The organism is Leifsonia sp. EB34 (assembly GCF_041260585.1).
In the GTDB taxonomy this organism is placed as follows: Bacteria; Actinomycetota; Actinomycetes; order Actinomycetales; family Microbacteriaceae; genus Leifsonia.
Genome location: NZ_JBGCCV010000001.1, coordinates 1271990 through 1292233, shown reverse-complemented (window position 1 = coordinate 1292233; position 20244 = coordinate 1271990). Strand labels below are relative to the sequence as shown.

The 20244-nt window shown below is 71.0% G+C and carries 16 protein-coding genes; 9 read left to right on the top strand and 7 right to left on the bottom strand.

All coding sequences use genetic code 11. The features are described 5' to 3' along the window. The first annotated feature begins 33 nt into the window (after positions 1 to 33). Genes ABIA36_RS06170 through ABIA36_RS06150 form a run of 5 tightly spaced genes read left to right on the top strand, consistent with a single transcriptional unit; the run spans position 34 to position 6609 of the window. Positions 34 to 1599 (top strand): CoA-acylating methylmalonate-semialdehyde dehydrogenase, encoded by a 1566-nt coding sequence (locus ABIA36_RS06170; protein WP_369961402.1) that lies wholly within the window; start codon positions 34 to 36, stop codon positions 1597 to 1599. Between the two features lie 12 nt (positions 1600 to 1611). Further along, a complete protein-coding gene (iolB, locus tag ABIA36_RS06165; RefSeq protein WP_369961401.1) occupies positions 1612 to 2619 on the top strand; it encodes a 5-deoxy-glucuronate isomerase in 1008 nt (335 codons plus the stop codon). 11 nt (positions 2620 to 2630) lie between these two features. After that, the gene (iolD, locus tag ABIA36_RS06160; RefSeq protein WP_369962084.1) at positions 2631 to 4550 is read left to right on the top strand and encodes a 3D-(3,5/4)-trihydroxycyclohexane-1,2-dione acylhydrolase (decyclizing); all 1920 of its coding nucleotides are present in this window, start codon (positions 2631 to 2633) and stop codon (positions 4548 to 4550) included. A gap of 40 nt (positions 4551 to 4590) precedes the next feature. Then, positions 4591 to 5535, top strand: a complete 945-nt coding sequence (locus ABIA36_RS06155; protein ID WP_369961400.1) for a sugar phosphate isomerase/epimerase family protein — start codon at positions 4591 to 4593, stop codon at positions 5533 to 5535. A gap of 48 nt (positions 5536 to 5583) precedes the next feature. Then, positions 5584 to 6609, top strand: coding sequence for a Gfo/Idh/MocA family protein (locus ABIA36_RS06150; RefSeq protein WP_369961399.1), 1026 nt, complete (start codon positions 5584 to 5586; stop codon positions 6607 to 6609). An 18-nt stretch (positions 6610 to 6627) separates the two neighbouring features. Here the strand turns inward: ABIA36_RS06150 and ABIA36_RS06145 are convergent, their stop codons facing one another. The 4 genes from ABIA36_RS06145 to ABIA36_RS06130 form a co-directional block, all read right to left on the bottom strand. After that, the gene (locus tag ABIA36_RS06145; RefSeq protein ID WP_369961398.1) at positions 6628 to 7386 is read right to left on the bottom strand and encodes a GntR family transcriptional regulator; all 759 of its coding nucleotides are present in this window, start codon (positions 7384 to 7386) and stop codon (positions 6628 to 6630) included. A gap of 282 nt (positions 7387 to 7668) precedes the next feature. Then, entirely contained in the window at positions 7669 to 8664 is a 996-nt protein-coding gene (locus ABIA36_RS06140; protein WP_369961397.1) for a sensor histidine kinase, read from the bottom strand. A gap of 10 nt (positions 8665 to 8674) precedes the next feature. After that, positions 8675 to 9340: a response regulator transcription factor gene (locus ABIA36_RS06135; protein WP_369961396.1), complete on the bottom strand. Its 666-nt coding sequence runs from the start codon at positions 9338 to 9340 to the stop codon at positions 8675 to 8677. Between the two features lie 5 nt (positions 9341 to 9345). Then, positions 9346 to 10122: a phosphatase PAP2 family protein gene (locus ABIA36_RS06130; RefSeq protein ID WP_369961395.1), complete on the bottom strand. Its 777-nt coding sequence runs from the start codon at positions 10120 to 10122 to the stop codon at positions 9346 to 9348. 145 nt (positions 10123 to 10267) lie between these two features. Between ABIA36_RS06130 and ABIA36_RS06125 the strand changes: the two genes are divergently transcribed. The 3 genes from ABIA36_RS06125 (at position 10268) to ABIA36_RS06115 (ending at position 13215) form a co-directional block, all read left to right on the top strand. Then, positions 10268 to 11047 (top strand): hypothetical protein, encoded by a 780-nt coding sequence (locus ABIA36_RS06125; protein ID WP_369961394.1) that lies wholly within the window; start codon positions 10268 to 10270, stop codon positions 11045 to 11047. A gap of 142 nt (positions 11048 to 11189) precedes the next feature. After that, the gene (locus ABIA36_RS06120; protein ID WP_369961393.1) at positions 11190 to 12302 is read left to right on the top strand and encodes an endo-1,4-beta-xylanase; all 1113 of its coding nucleotides are present in this window, start codon (positions 11190 to 11192) and stop codon (positions 12300 to 12302) included. An 88-nt stretch (positions 12303 to 12390) separates the two neighbouring features. Continuing rightward, on the top strand, positions 12391 to 13215 hold the full coding sequence (locus tag ABIA36_RS06115) for a hypothetical protein (protein WP_369961392.1): 825 nt from the start codon (positions 12391 to 12393) through the stop codon (positions 13213 to 13215). A gap of 7 nt (positions 13216 to 13222) precedes the next feature. Here the strand turns inward: ABIA36_RS06115 and ABIA36_RS06110 are convergent, their stop codons facing one another. Beyond that, positions 13223 to 14620: an APC family permease gene (locus ABIA36_RS06110; RefSeq protein ID WP_369961391.1), complete on the bottom strand. Its 1398-nt coding sequence runs from the start codon at positions 14618 to 14620 to the stop codon at positions 13223 to 13225. Between the two features lie 179 nt (positions 14621 to 14799). Next, on the bottom strand, positions 14800 to 15807 hold the full coding sequence (locus tag ABIA36_RS06105; protein WP_369961390.1) for a PHP domain-containing protein: 1008 nt from the start codon (positions 15805 to 15807) through the stop codon (positions 14800 to 14802). A gap of 162 nt (positions 15808 to 15969) precedes the next feature. Between ABIA36_RS06105 and acs the strand changes: the two genes are divergently transcribed. Beyond that, positions 15970 to 17949 carry an acetate--CoA ligase gene (acs, locus tag ABIA36_RS06100; protein WP_369961389.1) on the top strand — a complete coding sequence of 660 codons (1980 nt, stop codon included), beginning with the start codon at positions 15970 to 15972 and terminating at the stop codon, positions 17947 to 17949. Positions 17950 to 18010: 61 nt separating this feature from the next. Here acs and glgX read toward each other — a convergent pair whose 3' ends face one another. Next, positions 18011 to 20053: a glycogen debranching protein GlgX gene (gene glgX, locus ABIA36_RS06095; RefSeq protein WP_369961388.1), complete on the bottom strand. Its 2043-nt coding sequence runs from the start codon at positions 20051 to 20053 to the stop codon at positions 18011 to 18013. Positions 20054 to 20244 lie beyond the last annotated feature (191 nt).

The window sequence follows — 20244 nt, the reverse complement described above, 5'->3', positions numbered from 1 at the left end:
TCACCGCACGCAGTACCGCGAAGGAAGACGATCATGACCAGCACCGACACCACTGCCGCCCCCGCCGCCGCGGGCGAGCTGCCGACGATCCCGCACTGGATCGACGGGGCCGAGCGGCCCTCCACGAGCGGCCGCACCGCTCCGGTCTTCAACCCGGCGCTCGGCGTCGCGACCGCGAACGTCGCCCTCGCCGACCAGGCCGAGGTCGACGAGGCGATCGCCTCGGCGCAACGCGGTTTCGAGGAGTGGGGCCGGTACTCGATCGCCAAGCGGCAGTCGGTGCTGTTCGCCTTCCGCGAGCTGCTGAACGCGCGCAAGGGCGAGCTGGCGGCCATCATCACGGCCGAGCACGGCAAGGTGCTCTCCGATGCGATGGGGGAGATCCTGCGCGGCCAGGAGGTCGTGGAGCTGGCGACCGGGTTCCCGCACCTCATCAAGGGCGCCTACTCGGAGAACGCCTCGACCGGCGTCGACGTGTACTCGCTCAAGCAGCCGCTCGGCGTCGTGGGCATCATCTCGCCGTTCAACTTCCCCGCGATGGTGCCGATGTGGTTCTTCCCCGTCGCGATCGCAGCCGGCAACGCCGTGGTCCTCAAGCCCAGCGAGAAGGACCCCTCGGCTGCACTGTGGCTGGCCGCGCTGTGGAAGGAGGCCGGGCTGCCGGACGGTGTCTTCACCGTGCTGCAGGGCGACAAGCTCGCGGTCGACGGCCTCCTCAACAGCCCGGTCGTCCAGTCCATCTCGTTCGTCGGCTCGACCCCGATCGCGCAGTACATCTACGAGACCGCGTCGAAGAACGGCAAGCGCGTCCAAGCGCTCGGCGGCGCGAAGAACCACATGCTGGTGCTGCCGGACGCCGACCTCGACCTGGTCGCCGACCAGGCGGTCAACGCGGGCTACGGCGCGGCGGGGGAGCGCTGCATGGCGGTCTCCGTGGTGCTGGCCGTCGAGCCCGTCGCGGACGACCTGATCGTTAAGATCACCGAGCGCATCGGTCGGCTCCGAATCGGGGACGGCGCGGGCGACGGCCAGGGCGAGCCCGACATGGGGCCGCTGATCACCGGCGTGCACCGCGACAAGGTGTCCGGGTACGTCGACATCGCTGAGGCCGACGGCGCGGACATCGTCGTCGACGGTCGCGGCTTCACGGTCGAGGGCCGCGAGGACGGCTTCTTCTTCGGCCCGACCCTCATCGACAACATCCCGATCACCTCCGCCGCCTACCGCGAGGAGATCTTCGGCCCGGTGCTGTCCGTGGTGCGCGTGCAGACCTTCCAGGAGGGCCTGGACCTCATCAACTCGGGGCAGTTCGGCAACGGCACCGCGATCTTCACGAACGACGGCGGCGCGGCCCGGCGGTTCCAGAACGAGGTGCAGGTCGGGATGATCGGCATCAACGTCCCCATCCCGGTCCCGGTCGCGTATCACTCGTTCGGCGGCTGGAAGGCGTCGCTGTTCGGCGACGCGAAGGCGTACGGCGTGCACGGCTTCGACTTCTTCACCCGCGAGAAGGCGATCACCAGCCGCTGGCTCGACCCGGCCACGCGCCACCAGTCCGAACACAGCGGTATCAACCTCGGCTTCCCGCAGAACACCTGAGGATCGGCGGACATGGCGAAGCACAACGAATGGTTCTTTCCGCGAGGCGCGCTGAGCGACGGCTCGTGGGAGTCCGTGGTCGACGGCTCCCTCGACGGCTGGCAGCACACCGGCCTGCGCGTCGCTGAGCTCGCGGGCAACACGGTCGAGCTGCCGGCGGCCGACGTCGAGCGCATCGTGATCCCCCTTGCCGGCTCGTTCGCGGTCGGGCACGAGGGGCGGACGACGCACCTCGCCGGCCGGTCCAGCGTCTTCGACGGGCCGACGGATGTGGTCTACGTCGGCGCCGGCAACGCGCTGACGGTCGACGGCTTCGGCCGGGTCGCCGTGGCTGAGGCGCCGACGCGGGAGCGCAAGCCGTCGGCCTACATCGCTCAGGGCGAGGTTCCGGTAGAGCTGCGCGGCGCCGGCCGGGATACTCGCCAGGTGCACAATTTCGGCACGCCCGATGCTCTGGACGCCGCCGCGCTGATCGTCTGCGAGGTCATCACGCCCGCCGGCAACTGGTCGTCGCATCCCGCACACAAGCACGACGAGGACGTGCCCGGCCACGAGTCCCGGCTCGAGGAGATCTACTACTTCGAGGCCGCGCCGGTCCCCGGCGCGGATGCACCGCCCACCGCGGACGCCTTCGGCAGCTTCGCCACCTACCGCTCGGCGGCCGGCGACATCGAGACCAACGCCCTCGTGCGCACGGGCGACATCGCCCTGGTGCCGTTCGGCTACCACGGTCCTGCGGTCGCGGCGCCGGAGTACGACCTCTACTACCTCAACGTCATGGCCGGCCCGGGCGACGAGCGCGCCTGGCTCATCAGCGACGACCCGCGTCAGGCCTGGCTGCGGAGCACGTGGGAGGGTGCGGAGCAGGACCCCCGCCTCCCGTACGCGACGAACACGGCCGCCAGCAACGCCGCCGCGACCGCCGCTTCCGCCGCTATCAACGCCGCGACACCCACTCCCGCCGCTACCAACGCCGCGACACCCACTCCCGCCGCCGCCACCGAAGGAGCCGCCCGATGACGACCCGCGCGATGACCACCCGGCGGATGACCGTGGCCCAGGCGCTGGTCGAGTTCCTCGCCAACCAGTGGACCGTCGACGGCGACGTTCGCGAGCGCACCATCCCCGGGATGCTCGGCATCTTCGGCCACGGCAACGTCGCCGGCATCGGCCAGGCGCTCAAGCAGGCGAACGTCCAGGATCCGGCGCTGATGCCCTACTACCAGGCGCGCAACGAGCAGGCGATGGTGCACCAGGCGGTCGGCTTCGCGCGCAGCCACCGCCGCCGGGCCACGCTCGCCTCCGCGGCCTCGGTCGGGCCGGGCGCCGCCAACATGATCACCGGCGCCGCGCTCGCGACGGCGAACCGGCTCCCGGCGCTGCTGCTGCCGTCCGACACCTTCGCGACCCGGGTGGCCGATCCCGTGCTGCAGCAGTTGGAGCATCCCCACGACCTCGGCATCCAGGTGACGGACGCGTTCCGTCCGGTGTCGCGGTTCTTCGACCGGGTGCAGCGGCCCGAGCAGCTCTTCTCGATCGCGCTCGCGGCGATGCGGGTGCTCACCGATCCGGCCGAGACCGGCGCGGTCACCATCGCGCTGCCGGAGGACGTGCAGGCCGAGGCGCTCGACGTGCCGGAGGAGTTCCTCGCGCCGCGCGAGTGGCGCATCCGTCGTCCCGCCGCGGAGGGCTGGGCGCTGTCCGCGGCGGTCGACGCGATCCGCAGCGCCCAGCGTCCGGTGATCGTGGCCGGCGGCGGGGTGCTGTACTCGGGTGCGGAGGACGTGCTGCGCGCGTTCGTGGAGGCGACCGGCATCCCGGTCGGCACCACCCAGGCCGGCGGCGGCTCGCTCAACTGGGACCACCCGCAGTACCTCGGCGGCGTCGGAGCGACCGGCACCACCGCCGCCAACCGGGTCACCGGGGAGGCCGACCTCGTGATCGGCGTTGGCACCCGCTACAGCGACTTCACCACCGCCAGCCGCACGGTCTTCCAGAACCCGGACGTGCGCTTCGTGAACGTCAACATCGCGCCGTTCGACGCCTACAAGCACGGCTCGCAGCTCCCGGTGATCGCCGACGCGCGAGAAGCCCTCACTGCCCTGACGGCGGCCCTCGCCGGGCACTCCGTGCATCCCGGCTACGCGATGTGGATCGCCGAGGAGAAGGCGGAATGGGACGCGGTGGCGGACGCCGCCCTCGCTCCCGCGACTGTCGGGCTGCCCCCGCTCATCGGGCAGTCCCAGATCATCGGTGCGGTCCAGCGCGCCTCCGACCCCCGCGACGTGGTCGTCCAGGCGGCGGGCTCCCTCCCCGGCGACCTCCACAAGCTGTGGCGCGTCCGCGACCCGCTCGGCTACCACGTCGAGTACGCGTTCTCGTGCATGGGCTACGAGATCGCCGGCGGCCTCGGCGTCAAGCGGGGGCTGGAGGCGGACGGCGACGATCGCGACGTCATCGTGCTGGTCGGCGACGGCTCCTACCTGATGCTGCACACCGAGCTCGCGACCGCGGTAGCGGAGGGCATCAAGATCGTCGTCGTGCTCATCCAGAACCACGGCTACGCGTCCATCGGCCACCTCTCCGAGACGGTCGGCTCGCAGCGCTACGGCACGCGCTATCGGTACCGCGACGACGCCGCGCTGAACTTCGAGCGCGGGGACTTCCTGCCCGTCGACCTCGCCGCCAACGCCCGCAGCTTCGGCATCGACGTGATCGAGCTCGCCCCCGGGCCGGACACGGCGGCCCGGCTGGAGGAGGCCGTGACGGCGGCGAAGGCGAGCACGACGTCCACGCTCATCCACGTCGACTCCGACCCGTTCGCGTACGCGCCGGGCGGCGACGGCTGGTGGGACGTGCCGGTCGCGGAGGTCTCCGAGCTGGAGACCACGCGGACCGCCCGCAGCGAGTACGTCGAACAGCGGAAGAAACAGCGGCCCCTGCTCGGCTGAGCGGTCCGCACCGAACCACCCCGACCTTCGAAGGACGACGATGACCGACACCGCCACCGACCACCGCACGCCCGAAGCCCACACCTCCGGCCTCCGCATCGGCACCGCGCCCGACTCGTGGGGCGTCTGGTTCCCCGACGACCCGCGGCAGACGCCGTGGGCCCGCTTCCTGGACGAGGTTCAGGCCGCCGGGTACCACTGGATCGAGCTGGGGCCGTACGGCTACCTCCCGACCGACCCGGCGCAGCTCCTGGACGAGCTCGAGCAGCGCGACCTCCGGATCAGCGGCGGCACGGTGTTCACCGGGTTCCACAAGGGCGCCGACCAGTGGGACCGCGCCGTCGAGCAGGTCGAGAAGGTCGCCGCGCTGACCCGGGCGGTCGGCGGTGAGCACATCGTCGTCATCCCGGACCTGTGGCGGTCCGACGCCACCGGCGAGACCCTGGAGCCGCGCACGCTGACCGACGAGCAGTGGGCGTCGCTGGCCGCCGGGCACGACCGGCTCGGTCGTATGCTCCTCGAGGAATATGGCCTCCGTCAGCAGTTCCACTCCCATGCCGACTCCCACGTCGGCACGCACCGCGAGGTCGAGCGCCTGCTGGCGCAGACCGATCCGCGCTACGTGAACCTGTGCCTCGACACCGGCCACTTCGCCTACTACGGCGGTGACAGCGTCGCGCTGATCCAGGACCACCCCGAGCGCATCGGCTATCTACACCTCAAGCAGATCGACCCGGAGCTGCGCTCCGAGGTGCTCAAGAACGACATCGCGTTCGCGGACGCCGCCATCGACGTGATGGTCGAGCCGCCGGCGGGCGTCCCGGACTTCGCGCCGATCATCGAGGCGGTCGCCGCCATCGACCCGGAGACCTTCGCGATCGTCGAGCAGGACATGCCCGGCATCGATATCGACGTCCCCCTCGGCATCGCCACCCGCACCCGGCAGCACATCTTCGGATGCTCGCCGCTGACCCGCGTCCGCTGAAACTCATCCGCTGACACCCCCGCCACGCACAGAATCGAGCCGCACCGCATGACCACCAGCAACCAGGACCTCCGCGTCGGCGTCGTCGGCGCCGGGCAGATGGGCGCCGACCACATCCAGCGCATCACGCGCACGATCAGCGGCGCCACCGTCTCCGCCATCGTGGAGCCGGATGCCGGTCGGGCAGAGGCCGCGGCAGCGGCCGCGCCCGGAGCGCGGGCGTTCCCGAGCGTCGAGGCCGCGCTGGACGCCTCCGCCCTCGACGCGGTCATCATCGCGACGCCCGGCCAGTTCCACGAGCCGGTGCTGGTGCCCGCGCTGGAGGCCAGGCTTCCCATCCTGTGCGAGAAGCCGCTGACGCCGGACAGCGCGTCGTCGCTGCGCATTCTGGAGCTGGAGCAGAAGCTCGACCGCCCGCAAATCCAGCTCGGCTTCATGCGCCGGTTCGACGACGAGTACCGCGCGCTGCGCGAACTCATCGCCGGGGGCGACGCGGGGGAGCTGCTGATGCTGCGCGGTGTGCACCGCAACCCGTCCGTGCCCGACAGCTACACCCAGTCGATGCTCATCACCGACTCGGTGGTGCACGAGTTCGACGTCATGCCGTGGCTCGCCGGCTCCCCGGTCCGCAGCGTCGAGGTCAAGTACCCGCGACGCAACGACCGCGCGCCCGAGCGGCTCCGCGAGCCCATCCTGGTGCTCATCGAACTGGAGAACGGGGTGCTGGTCGACGTTGAGATGAACGTCAGCGTGCAGTTCGGCTACCAGGTCGCCACCGAGGCCGTCCTCCAGACCGGCATCGCACGGATCGGCCAGCCGTCCGGACTGCAGCGCTGGTCGGACGCCGCATTCTCGATCGCCGAGCACACCACCTTCAAGACCCGGTTCGCCCGTGCGTACGACGCCCAGGTGCAGGCGTGGGTGGACGCGGTGCGCGACGGCTCGCTCGTCGCCGGACCGAACTCGTGGGACGGCTACCTCGTGGCCCTCGCGTGCGAGGCCGGCGTCCGGGCGCTGGAGGAGTCCGGCCCGGTCCCCGTCGAGTCGCCCGCGCGTCCCGCCCTCTACGCCTGACCCGGCTGCCGGTCGGGGTCAGCGGTCGACGAGGGTGAGTTCGAACGAGTAGAGGTCGGGCCGGTACACGTGCCGGCCGAACTCCACCGCCCGCCCCGAGTTGTCGAAGGCCGTGCGCGACATGGTGAGCAGCGGCGACCCGCGGCGGATCTCCAGGAGGTCGGCTTCGTTCGCGTTCGCGGCGCGGGCGCCGATCCGCTGGTTGGCGACCCGGATGGCCACGCCGCGCGCCTTCAGGAGCTGGTAAAGGCCGCGCACCTCCAGCTCCTCGCGCGTGATCCCGATGAAGTCCTCGGGCAGCGTGTTCTCGAGGATCGCCAGCGGCACGCCGTCCGCCGACCGCAGCCGGGTCAGCTCCAGCACCGGGTTGCCGACCGGGACGCCGAGCTCGGTCGCCGCGGTCTCGTCCGCGATCCCGATCTCGTAGGAGATGACGCGCGTCGTCGGTGTCTGCCCGGCGTGTCCGAGGTCCTCGTAGAGGCTGGTCAGCTCGACGTTGCGGGTCACCCGGCCGTGGACGACCTGGGTCCCGATACCGCGGCGGCGCACGAGGAGGCCTTTGTCGACCAGCTCCTGCAGCGCGCGGCGGATCGTCGGACGCGACAGCCCGAGCCGGTTGCCGAGGGAGATCTCGTTCTCGAGCCGCGACCCCGGTGGCACCGTCTCGGCGCGGATGGCCGCCTCCAGTGCCGTCGCGAGCTGGTAGTACAGCGGCACCGGGCTCGTCTTGTCGAGGCTGTCGAACAGGTCCACGGGCAGCGGGTACTCGGCTTGCATCCGTGTCCTCCACAGGTCGAGCTAAATGTCAGAACAACCGTACACCTTGTGGATGATGTCACCGGGGGCGCAGCCCGTGTCCGCAACTCCGGAGACCCGTCTCGATCCGGTCCGGATTACCGGAGTAACGGTCGTTTTCGGCCCCGTTGGAGCGAATCCTCCGGAGTTGCTCTCACCGTCGCTAACTCCGGAGGGTCGGCACGACTCGCCGGCCGAAGGTCCGTGAATCCGGACATTCGGTGGCTTGCCGGGCGGATGTCCGGAGTTGCGGACACCGGCCCCTCACCGAGCCGGGAGGCGCAGCTCGAGTGCCGTGCCTTCGGGCCCGGTGGACGCCACGCGGACCTCGCCGCCGTGGCGCACCGCGACCTCCCGCACGAGCGCGAGCCCGATCCCGAAGCCCGACCGGGAGCGACCCGCGGCCGTCGGCGAGCTGGGTGCGGCGCGGGCGAACCGGTCGAAGATCCGGGCCGGGTCGATGCCCTGGATGCCGGGGCCTTGGTCCGCGACGGTCAGGTACGCCGAGCGACCCTCCCGCCGGATCGTCGCCGTTACCACACCGCCCGTGGGGGAGTGCGCGACCGCGTTGTCGAGCAGGGCCGTCGCGCAGCGTTGCAGCGTGGTCGCCGGGACGTCGCTCGCGACCTCGTCCCGCACCTGCAGACGCACCGTCACCCCGGCCTGGTCCGCGAGCACGCCGAGCGAGTCGACCGCGCGACGGACGGGCTCCGCCAGCAGGACGGGGCCGTCCGACGCCGCGGCGCGCTCGCGCTCGGGGTCGGCGGCGAGCAGGAGGTCGTTCACGACGGCGATCAGAGTGCGGGTGTCGTCGCGCAGTTCGGCCACCGTCCCCGCCGAGGGGTCGTCGGCCGGGAGGCCGCGCTGCAGCACCTGGAGCCGCGCGTCGAGCACCGCGAGCGGCGTGCGCAGCTCGTGGCTGGCGTCCGCGACGAAGTCGCGCTGCCGGCGCAGCGCCTCCCCGAGCGGCCGCACCGCCCGCCGGGTGACGACCACGGCGAGCACGCCGGCGACGATCACCGCCAGCACCCCGACGACGACGAACGCGATCATCGCGTCCACGGTGTCGATGTAGATCTTGTGCTCGCCGGGGCGCGGGGCCTCCTGCAGCTCCTTCGGCTGGAGCTGGTCGAGCACGAAGAAGAACGCCACCCCGATCGCGGCGACGACCAGCGCGCCGGAGGCGATCGTGAGCTGGAGGCCGACCGTGCGGGAGGCGCGGCGGACCTCCAGGAAGTCGACGTCGTCCCGGCGGGTCATGCGCGTCCTCTCACAACTGCCCCAGCCGGTAGCCTTCGCCGCGCACGGTGGCGATGATCTCCGGATCGGTCTTCCGCCGCAGGTAGTGGACGTAGGTGTCGACGGTGCCGGGCTGCTCGTCCGCCTCGAACACGGCCTCCAGGATGTGCGCGCGCGAGAACGTCCGTAGCGGGCTCTCCGCCAGCAGCCGCAGCAGGTCGGACTCCCGCTCGGTGAGCTGGATGCGGCCCTCGTACGGCGAGTAGATGCTGCGGCTCTCCGGGTAGAACCGCCACCCGCCGACCGGCAGCTCACGGCCCTCGCCGGTGAAGGTGCGGGTCAGCGCCCGCAGCCGCGCGAGCAGCTCGTCGAACTCGAACGGCTTGACGAGGTAGTCGTTCGCCCCGGCGTCCAGGCCTTCGACGCGGTCCCGGAGGGCGCCGAGCGCGGTGAGCATGATGATCGGTGCGACGACGCGGCCGTCGCGGAGTTTGCCTACGAGGGTCACGCCGTCGATGCCGGGGAGGCGGCGGTCGACCACCATCGCATCGAAGCGTTCCTGCAGCCCGGCGGCCAGCCCGGCCTCCCCGTCGACCACGCGCGTCACGTCGTAGACCTCCGAGAGCACCTGCTCGATCAGCGGGCCGAGGCGCGGGTCGTCCTCGACGAGCAGCACGCGCAGTCGGGTGGCCTCCATAGCGCTCAACTTATCGCGGCCTCCGCCGTTCGTGGCGGTCGGGCGGGGTCCAGCCCCGGACCAATGAGGGGGAACCGCTCCAGCCGCGGCGCGATCAGCCGCAGCACGCCGAGCACGAGCAGCACCGCGGCGGCCGCGTAGACGAGGGAGGCCAGCACGTCGGTCGGGTTGTGCACCCCCAGGTACACCCGCGAGAACGCGGTGAGGAGGGGCGCGACGATCGCGAACACCTGCAGCGGCCGCCGCAACCGGCCGTGGCCGAACACGATCAGCAGGGCCAGGGCGAGCGCCACCGTGAAGCTGGTGTGGCCGCTCGGGAAGCTGAACCCGGTGTCGGTGAGGACGTGGTACGGGAGCTCTGCCGAGAGTGGCCGCGGGCGCCGCACGACGTCCTTGACCACGGTGCTGCCGAGCCAGGGGAGCAGGGCGAGCGCCGCGAACGCGAGTGCGGGGCCGAGCCTGCGCCGGACGACCCAGGTCGCCGCAGAGATCAGCCCGACGATGGCGAGTGCCGCCACCGGCGAGAACAGGACCGAGTCGGTCAGCGTCACCGCGTCGAGGAACGGCGTACGTGCTCCCTCGATGGCGCGGATGACGCCGAGGTCCCACGCGGTGACGGCGGGGGAGGCCGCGATGGCGAGCCCGGCGAGCACGACCAGCAGGATGGCCACGAGCGGGAGGACGATGCCGCGGGCGATGGCGGCGTGCGCGGCGTGCCGACCACCAGGCTGCTCGGGCGGCGTGCCGTCTCCGGTCGGACGGCGGGGCGTGGTCGCGGTCATCGATCCCTCCTTCGACCATCCAGCCTGCGAGACGCCTCCCCAGATGGCGCTAAGGATCCACAGCCCGCTCCCAGGGGCGCCCGCTCAGAAAATCCAGGGCCGCCCTCTCAGAAAATTCTGAGAGGCGCTGCGGGATGCTGTCGGGATGCTCCGCAACAAGGTCCCCGCCGTCACCGCGCTGTTCTGGGTCACCAAGCTGCTGACCACCGCCATGGGGGAGACGACCTCCGACTTCCTGGTCAAGAACTACGACCCGGTCATTTCCGTCGTGGTCGCCTTCGTGGTGTTCGCTGCCGCGCTGGTGCTGCAGTTCGCCGTGCGCCGCTACATCCCGTGGGTGTACTGGCTGACCGTGCTGATGGTGGCCGTGTTCGGCACGATGGTCGCCGACGTCCTGCACATCGTCATCGGCATCCCGTATCTGGTGTCGACGGTCTTCTTCGCGATCGTCCTGGGCGTGGTGTTCGTCGTCTGGTACCGCACGCAGCGGACCCTGTCGGTGCACCACATCGACACGCGGGCCCGGGAGTTCTTCTACTGGTGCGCCGTGCTGGCGACGTTCGCGCTCGGCACGGCGGTCGGCGACCTCACCGCCACCACCTTCGGACTCGGCTACCTGGTGTCCGGGATCCTGTTCGGCGTGCTGTTCGCCATCCCGGGCGTCGCGTACCGCTGGTGGGGTCTGGGTGCGACGGCGGCCTTCTGGACCGCGTATGTCCTGACCCGGCCGTTCGGCGCCTCGCTCTCGGACTGGCTCGCCGTCTCGCACGCCCGCGGCGGCCTGGACCTGGGCACCGGCCCGGTCAGTCTGGTGCTGTTCGCGGCGATCGTCGTGTGCGTCGTGGTGCTGACCGTCCGCCGTCCGGCCGACCCCGGCGCCGCGGCTGCCGAGGGACGCGTCAGCGCGCCGATCCCCGCCGAATAGCGGCCGCGAGCGGCGTGTCCCCCGTCTGTGGGTGAAATAGGTTTTCCAAACTCTATTTGTCCATTGACACAACAAATCGATCCGGCGAAACTTCACGGCGGACGTCCACTGCCTGGGCGCCCAGCATACGAAGGAGTATCGCGTGACAATTCGAGGTCGATTGATCTTCGCCGGCGCCGCCCTGCTCGGGGCGAGCGCGCTGTTCGTCAGCCAGGGCGCCGCCGTGGCGTCCCAGCGCGGGGATGAAGCACCCCCATCGCACACCCAACCCAGCTCGCTGCGCGCGCTCGCCGCGGAGAGCGGGCTGCGGATCGGAACCGCCGTCAACACGGACGCCCTGGCGAGCGACGCGAGCTACAAGGCGATCGCGGCAAGCCAGTTCTCGACGGTGACGCCGGAGAACGTCATGAAGTGGGATGCCGTCGAGCCCACGCAGGGCACGTACAACTGGGCGCCCGCCGACCAGCTCGTCGCGTTCGCCCAGCAGAACGGCCAGCTCGTGCGGGGCCACACCCTGGTCTGGCACAACCAGCTCCCGGCCTGGCTCTCCCAGGCGCTGCCGTCGATGTCGTCCGCCCAGGTCGCGGCCGTCCTGAAGAAGCACATCACCGACGAGGTCACCCACTTCAAGGGCAAGATCTGGCAGTGGGATGTCGTCAACGAGGCGTTCAACGACGACGGCACGCTGCGGAACTCGGTCTGGCTGCAGAAGCTGGGGCCGGACTACATCGCCGACGCCTTCCGCTGGGCGCACGCCGCCGACCCGAAGGCGCTGCTGTTCTACAACGACTACAACATCGAGTACACCGGCCCGAAGAGCAACGCGGTCTACAGCTTCGTCCAGCAGCTCCAGCGCCAGGGCGTGCCCATCGAGGGCGTCGGCTTCCAGACCCACCTCGACACCCAGTACGGCCTGCCCGACCTGCAGAACAACCTGCAGCGGTTCTCCGACCTCGGCCTGAAGGTCGCGGAGACCGAGGTGGACGTGCGGACCACGCTGCCCGTGACCCCGGTGGAGCAGAACGCCCAGGTCGCCGGCTACACGAGCACGCTGCAGGCGTGCCTCGCGGTGCGCAGCTGCCTCTCCTACACGGTGTGGGGATTCGGCGACGCGTACTCGTGGGTGCCTGGCGTGTTCGCGGGCGAGGGCGCGGCGGACATCTACGACGCGAACCTCCAGCCCAAGCCGGAGTACACCGCGCTCCAGCAGACGCTGGCGCTCGCGGCGGCGCCCGAACGAGGCGACCGGCACTAGCGGAACGCCGACGGGAGGTCTCCGGGGCGCGTTCCCTGGAGACCTTCCGGGTTGCCTTCCGGCGAGCCGCTGGTACCCTCGGTCGAGTATGACGCCCGCGGAACCCCCACGCATGCGCGGCCGCCGCTCGGCAGGCCGTCGTGCCGCCGTACCCCCGGCGAGGCGGTCGAGCGCCCGGAGGGCCTCCCGCCCTGCAGCGGCAGCGCCCCGGAAGGCGACCGCACCCCGTCGCCCGGCACCCCGTCGTCCGGCGCGTCACGCGCTGCAGCTCCCGCTGCACCACCGGCTCGGCGTCTCGCTCGCCGTGATCGCGCTGGTCTGCGGCTTCTCGATCGTGCCGACGGACGCCGCGCTCGCCGCGACCGTGATCGGCCCGGAGGCCACGACGCAGGCGCCAGGCGCTCCCGCTTCCAGCCCAGTGCAGCACCTCCTGGTGGACGCCACGATCGGCGCCCCCGTCGTCGACCGCGACACCCTCGGCGCGACGGACAGCATCCAGAGCCTCTCCCGCATCGGCACGAACGAGTCGTGGGCGGAGCTGGTGCTGATGTTCGGCGGCTGGAAGACGACCAAGGCCAACGTGGACTACATGCTGCGCTGGATGCGCCAGGAGAACGGGCCGCCGGACTGGTGGAACCGTAACAATCCTCTCAACAACGGCTACGGCTCCGGAGGCGGCGCCGGCCTCGGCAGCTACCCCGACCTCGTGACGGCCGCGAAGTACTGCGCCGAGAACCTGCAGCGCGGCTACCCGGCCGTCGTCGCCGGCCTCGTCGACGGCACGAACGCCGACGTTACGGCCGCCGCGATCTGGGCCTCCCCGTGGGCGAGCAGCCACTACGGCTACGGCTCGCGCTGGAGCACGAGCCCCGTGCCGATCGTGACGGCGCCCGCCTCCGCCTGGGGCAACTAGCCCCTGCTCAGCGCGCGACCTCCGACGGCGCACCCTCGCGGGTGATGATCGCAGCATCGCCGTCCTCGTCCAGCTTCACGCCGAGACGCGTGCGGAACGCCCGGGTCAGCACGACCAGGGTGACGATCCCGATGGCCAGCCAGATCAGGCCGTAGGTGAGCGCGTCGAAGTGGAGGTTCGCCCACAGCACCCCGGTCAGCACCATCCCGATCGCCGGCAGCGCGACGTTGCGGATGATCTGCTTCGCCCCGTGCACCTGCCGCTTGCGGATGGCGAAGTGGATGATGACCGTCGCGTTCACCATCGTGAAGGCGATGAGCGCGCCGAAGTTGATCATCGACGACACGAACTCGAGAGTGAAGGCCGCCGCGAGCAGCGACACCGCGCCGACCAGCAGCACGGCCACAGCGGGCGTCCGGAACTTCGGGTGCACGAACGAGAGCGTGCGCGAGATCCGGCCGTTGCCGTTGCGGGCCATCACGTAGATCATCCGCGAGACGCTCGCGTGCGAGGCCAGGCTGGAGGCCACCGCCGCCGCGACCGCGGCCGAGATGAAGAGGATCTGGAAGAGCAGGCCGCCGGTCTTCAGCGCGATCTCCGGCAGCGTGTCGTCGGTGAAGTGGAAGCCGGCCAGGGTCGGGAACCGCGACTGCGCGAACCAGGCGGCGACGAAGAAGATCGCGCCGCCGATCATCAGCGCGAGCACGATCGCCTTCGGCACCGTGCGGGTGTCCTTGGCCTCCTCGGTGTACATCGTGATCGCGTCGAAGCCGATGAACGAGAAGCAGACCACGGTGGCACCGCCGATCACCGCACCGAGGTGCACGCCCTCGTGGAACAGCGGCGCCAGGCTGAACGCCGTCCCGGTGCCGGCCCCGGCGTTCAGCGACGCCCAGGTCAGCGCCACGAACACGCCGATCAGCACGATCTGGAACGCGACCAGGACGCCGTTGACCTTGGAGGTGGACGACATGCTGAACAGGTTCATCGCCGTGATCGCCGCGACGTAGCCGACCACCCAGATCCAGCCGGGCACCTGCGGGAAGAACGACTCCAGGTAGAGCCGGACGATCAGGGCGTTCACGAGCGGCAGCAGGAGGTAGTCGAGCAGCGACGACCAGCCGACCAGGAAGCCGACGTTCGGGTGGATGGTCTCCGACGCGTACGTGTACGCCGACCCCGCCGAGGGGAAGACCCGGGTCATCCGGCCGTAGCTCACCGCGGTGAACACCATTGCGACCAGCGCGAAGAGGTATGCGGCCGGGACGACGCCGTTTGTCTCGCCGGTCACGATCCCGAACGTGTCGAACACGGTCATCGGGGTCATGTAGCCGAGGCCGAGGCCGACGATCGCCCAGAGGCCGAGGGACCGTCGCAGTGCGGTGGGGGCGGGGTTGGGGGACACGCGAGCTCCTTCGCTGCAGTCGGGGACGTGCCATAGTAAGCGCACTCCGCAACGAAATCCGAATCGACGGCGACGGATCACATACCTAAACGGGCTACTTCGCGACGGAATACGGGGTGATTCGGCGTTTTGGGTGTCGATTCCGGTAGTCGGAGAAATCGGCCGAATCCGCCCCTGAGCTACTTCGCCAGCCACTCCCGCAGCCGCGGCAACGGCCAGGTGGTCACGATGCGGTCCGCCGGGACGCCGTTCGCGGCCGCCCGCGCCGCGCCGTAGGCGAGGAAGTCGAGCTGCCCCGGCGCGTGGGCGTCCGTGTCGATCGAGAACAGGCAGCCCGCGTCGAGCGCCCGCTGGATCAGCTCGTCCGGCGGGTCCTGCCGCTCCGGCCGCGAGTTGATCTCGACCGCGACGCCGTTCTCCACGCAGGCCGCGAACACCGCGTCCGCATCGAACTCGCTCGGCGGCCGGGTGCCGCGCGAGCCCTGGACCAGCCTCCCCGTGCAGTGGCCCAGCACGTTCGTGTGCGGGGCGCGGATGCCGCCGAGCATCCGGGCGGTCATCGTGCGGCTGTCCGCACGCAGCTTCGAGTGCACGCTCGCGACCACGACATCCAGGCGGTCGAGGAGGGCCGGCGTCTGGTCGAGGGTGCCGTCCTCCAGGATGTCGACCTCGATGCCGGTCAGGAGGGTGACGCTGCCGGTGTCGAGGCCGGCGATGACGCCGAGCTGCTCCTCCAGGCGCTCGGCGGTCAGCCCGCTCGCGACCGTCAGTGTGGGGGAGTGGTCGGTGATCGCCTGGTACTCGCGGCCCAGCGTCGCCGCGGCTGCGGCCATCACCTCGATGGGCACGGTGCCGTCGGACCACTCGGTGTGGCTGTGCAGGTCGCCGCGGAGCAGGGCGCGCAGCTCCGCCCCGCCGGCGTCGAGGGGCTCCGCGTTGCGCTCGCGCAGGTCGGCCAGGTAGGCGGGGACCTCGCCGTCGACCGCCTGCGAGATGACCTGGAAGGTGCGGTCGCCGATCCCCTTGGTGCGCTTGAGTCGTCCGTCGGCGACGCGCGCCGCGAGCTCGTCCGCGTCGAGCGGAGCGATGATCGCGGCCGCCTTCCGGAACGCCTGGACTTTGAAGGACGGCGCCAACTCGCGCTCCAACCAAAAAGCGATCTCATTCAGCGCCGAAACCGGTTCCATGCCCACATGCTCCCACCCCGCGCCCGCCCCAGCAGCCATCGCTTCCTCACTTTCTCCCGCAACACGCCGAGGGGGAGCGGGAGAAAGTGAGGAAGCGATGGCTGGTTACAGGGGGTTACGGGGGAGGCGAGGGGCGGGGGAGGGCGGCGATAGCTTCGGAGGGTGAGCAGCGCGATCGAGAACCTGGGCCGCGAGTCGCGCCTGTACGAGCCGAGCCCCGAGTTCGCCGCGCAGGCGAACGTCGGACCGGACGTGTTCGCCGAGGCCGCCGCCGACCCGGTGGCGTTCTGGGAGCGGCAGGCCGCCCGCCTCGACTGGGCCGAGCCCTGGCACACGGCTCACACCTGGGAGCCCGCGACCCCTGGCGTGGACGGCGAGCTCAGCATCCCGCGCGCCGAGTGGTTCGCCGGCGGCAGGCTGAACGCGGCCGTCAACTGCGTCGACCGGCACGTCGCCGCCGGCCACGGCGACCGGGTCGCGCTGCACTTCGAGGGGGAGCCCGGCGACCGGGAGACCGTCACCTACGCCGACCTCCGGCGCCGCGTCGCGCAGGCGGCCAACGCGCTCACCGCGCTCGGCGTCGCAACGGGCGACCGCGTCGTCGTCTACCTGCCGGTGCTCGTGGAGACCGTCGTCGTCACCCTCGCCATCGCGCGCGTCGGCGCCATCCACTCCCTGGTCTTCGGCGGCTTCTCGGCGGAGGCGCTGCGGTTCCGGGTGGAGGACACCGGGGCGAAACTGCTGGTGACCTCCGACGGCCAGTTCCGCCGGGGCGCGGCCGTGCCGGTGAAGGCGCAGGCGGACGCCGCCGTCGCGGGCGTCGACGCGATCGAGCACGTCCTGGTCGTGCGCCGCACCGGCGAGCTCACCCCGGACATCCCGTGGACCCCCGGCCGCGACGTGTGGTGGCACGACGTCGTCGACACCGCCCCGGACGTCCACGAGCCGGAGTCCTTCGACGCCGAGACGCCGCTCTTCATCATCTACACCTCCGGCACCACCGGGCGGCCGAAGGGCGTCGTCCACACCACCGGCGGCTACCTCACGCAGGCGTCGTGGAGCCACTGGGCGCTCTTCGACGCGAAGGAGTCCGACGTCTACTGGTGCACGGCCGACCTCGCCTGGGTGACCGCGCACACCTACGTGCTCTACGGGCCGCTGTCGAACGGCGCGACCTCCGTCATCTACGAGGGCACGCCGAACACCCCCACGACGAGCCGGCACTTCGAGATCATCGAGCGCTACGGCGTGATGACCTACTACACCGCCCCCACGCTCATCCGCACCTTCATGAGCTGGTTCCCGGACGGGCTGGCGGCATCCGGCGACGGGGACCTCTCCAGCATCCGGCTGCTCGGCACGGTCGGCGAAGCCATCAACCCGGAGGTCTGGGTGTGGTTCCGGCAGCAGTTCGGAGCCGGCTGCGCACCCGTGGTCGACACCTGGTGGCAGTCCGAGTCCGGCGCGGCCATCGTCGCCCCGCTGCCCGGCGTGACCGCGCTGAAGCCCGGCTCCGCCACCGTCGCGGTGCCCGGCGTGACCGTGCGGGTGGTGGACGAGCGAGGCGAGGACGTGCCGCGCGGCTCCGGTGGCTCCATCGTGATCGACGGCACCTGGCCGGCGATGGCGCGCACCGTGTGGGGCGACCCGGAGCGCTACCGCGACTCGTACTGGCGCGCGTTCGCCGACCGCGGCTACTTCCTCGCCGGCGACGGTGCAGCGGTGGACGACGACGGCTACCTCTGGCTGCTGGGGAGGCTGGACGACGTGATCAACGTCTCCGGCCACCGCCTCTCCACCATCGAGATCGAGTCGGCCCTGGTCGCGCATCCGTCGGTCGCGGAAGCGGCCGTCGTGGGCGTCGGCGACCCGACCACCGGTCAGGCGGTGGCGGCGTTCGTCATCCCGACCGGGGCCGTGGACGCCTCGGTTCTGCGCGACCAGGTGGCGCGCGCGATCGGCGCGATCGCGAAACCGCGCCACGTCGTGGTGGTCGACGACCTCCCCAAGACGCGCTCGGGCAAGATCATGCGGCGTCTGCTGGTCGACCTCTTCGACGGGAGGCCGCTGGGCGACACCACCTCGCTGCAGGACGAGACGGTGCCCGGCCGCATCGCGGACGTGCTGGCGGCCGGCCGCTAGCTCGGAAGCTGCGCGGCGCTCACCCCTGGGCGCTCACTCCGCAGCACTCACTGCCTGGCACTCACTCCCCGGCTGCCGAGCGGAACAGGGCGAAGGAGGTCTCCCCGACGATCACGCTGTCGCCGTCGTTGAGGGCGAGTTCGGGGTCGCTCGACAGCTCCAGCGCCCACTGCGCGCCGGGCGGCTCGGGCAGGACGAACTCGACGCCGTTCTCGGCGGCGTTGAGCAGCAGGAGGAACGAGTCGGCACCGTCGTGCATGAGCACGAACGCGATCGAGCGGGCCTCCGGGTCGCCCCAGTCGTCGTCGCCGAACGGCTCCCCGTCGGCGCGGACGATGCTCACTGTGTCCGTGCTCCCGGCGTCGGGCGCGTGCCGGTACCACTCCGGACGCAGGGCGGGCTCGGCGCGGCGCAGGCGGATGAGCGCCGCCGTGAACTCGTGCAGCTCCCAGTCGGCGTTCTCCCAGTCGTACCAGGAGCTCTCGTTGTCCTGGCAGTACGCGTTGTTGTTGCCGCGCTGCGTGCGGCCGATCTCGTCGCCGCCGAGGATCATCGGAACGCCGGCCGAGAGTAGCACGGTGGCGAGGAAGTTCTTGCGCTGCCGGACACGGATCGCGTTGATGGCCGGGTCGTCGGTCGGGCCCTCCACCCCGTAGTTGCGGGAGCGGTTGTCGGATTCGCCGTCGCGGTTGTCCTCGCCGTTCGCCTCGTTGTGCTTCTCGTCGTAGCTGGTGAGGTCGGCGAGGGTGAAGCCGTCGTGGGCCGTCACGAAGTTCACGCTCGAGAGCGGCGCGCGCCGGGAGTCCTCGTAGATGTCGGGGCTGCCCAGCACGCGCTGCGAGAGCGTCCCGAGGACGCCGGGGGTGCCGCGCCAGAAGTCGCGGACGTCGTCGCGGAACTTCCCGTTCCACTCCGACCAGTCGGCCGGGAACCCGCCGAGCTGGTAGCCGGCGGTGTCCCACGGCTCGGCGATCATCTTGACCCGCGCGAGCACTGGGTCCTGCTGGATGAGCGTGAGGAACGCGCTGTGCAGGCTGGCGTCACCGCCCTGCCGCGTGAGGGTGGTGGCCAGATCGAAGCGGAACCCGTCGATGTGGTAGTCCTCCACCCAGTACCGCAGCGAGTCCATGATGAGCTGCAGCGCGGCGGGGTGGCTGACGTTGACGCTGTTCCCGGTGCCCGTGGTGTCGAAGTAGTGCGCGCGGTCGCCGTCGACGAGCCGGTAGTACGAGGGGTTGTCGATGCCCTTGAGGCTGTACGTCGGCCCCAGGTCGTTGCCCTCGGCGGTGTGGTTGTAGACGACGTCGAGGATGACCTCCAGCCCGGCCGCGTGCAGCGCCTTGACCATCCCCTTGAACTCGTCCACCTGGTGCCCGGTATCGCCGGTGGCGGCGTACTCGTTGTGCGGGGCGAAGAAGCCGATGGAGTTGTAGCCCCAATAGTTGCGGAGGCCCTTCTCCTGCAGGTGCGGGTCCTGGACGAACTGGTGCACCGGCATCAGCTCGACCGCGGTGACACCGAGGTTCTTGAGGTACTCGACGGCGGCGGGGTGGGCGAGGCCGGCGTAGGTGCCGCGGAACTCCTCCGGCACCCACTCCATGAGCTTGGTGAAGCCCTTGACGTGGGTCTCGTAGATGATGGTCTCGCTGAGCGGCGTGAAGGGACGCTCGTGGTCGCCCCAATCGAACTCCTGGCGGTCGATGACGACGCCGAGCGCGACGTGACCCTTGCCGTTGGTGTCGCTGCGCCGCTTGGGGCGGCCGAGCTGGTGACCGAAGACGGCCTGCGAGTTGTCCCAGGAGCCGGTGACGGCGCGGGCGCGCGTGGGCAGCAGCACCTTCGCGGGCGCGAAGCGGAGCCCGTTGGCGGGATCCCACGGACCGGCGACCCGGAGGCCGTAGCGCGTGCCGGGGACGAGCCCGGCGACGAAGCCGTGGAAGACGTGACCGGTGCGATTGGGCAGCTCGGTCCGCTTCTCACGGCCGCGCGCGTCGAACATCGACACGATCACGGCGTCGGCGTTCTCGCTGTAGACGGCGACGTTGGCGCCGCCCTCCACGAGAGTGAGGCCAAGCGGATACGGCGCGGAGCCGTCGGCGCTCATCGGGGCGTCCGGGGGGAGCGGACGCGCAGCGCGCAGGGACGGGGGCAGAACTCGGGCACGGTGCCTCCGATGGTAGGTAGGACGCCACGATACCCGGGCGCCGGTGGGCGCGGGAAGCGGTTGACAGGGGGGTCGGGGGCAGCTAAGTCGGTCAATCGTGACTGGAAGCCCTTGTCGTGTGGTGTCATTAA